The 515-nt window shown below is 66.0% G+C and carries 1 protein-coding gene; it reads right to left on the bottom strand.

The genetic code is table 11. From position 1 onward, the window contains the following. Nucleotides 1-34 precede the first annotated feature (34 nt). Nucleotides 35-515 (bottom strand): transposase (locus FLX08_RS40130; protein ID WP_208761996.1); only part of this gene is annotated, 481 nt, incomplete at its 5' end.

The raw sequence follows: 515 nt of genomic DNA on the forward strand, positions 1-515 counted from the left end.
CGAGCAATCGTCAAGACCTGTGGATCACGAGTTTCTAAGCAGCTGCTGGTGAGGGCTGATCGTCGGGGCGTTCGACGAGCTTGCCGTTGATGAAGGTGGCCCCGGCGCGGACCAGGGCGACGAGGTGGGGGGCGTTGACCGCGCGCCAGCGGGCCTGGGCGGACTCGATCAGCTTGAACGCCATGGCCAGCCCGGCCGCCCGTGAACCGGGGCCTTTGGTGACCTTGGTGCGGTGCCGCACGGTGGCGAACGTCGACTCGATGGGGTTGGTCGTGCGCAGATGCACCCAATGCTCGGCTGGGAAGTCGTAGAACGCCAGCAACTCGTCCACGTCGTCGACGACCTTGGCCACGGCCTTGCCGTACTTGGCCCCGTAAGCGGCCTGGAACGCCTTCACCGCCGCCAGGGCGTGGTCTTTGTCCTCGGCGTTCCAGATCTCCGCCAACGCCTTCTTCGCGCCGCTCTGTGCGGACTTCGGCATGGCTCCCAGCACGTTGGCGATTTTGTGAAGCCGT

This window comes from Microbispora hainanensis, assembly GCF_006874475.1.
Lineage (GTDB): Bacteria > Actinomycetota > Actinomycetes > Streptosporangiales > Streptosporangiaceae > Microbispora > Microbispora hainanensis.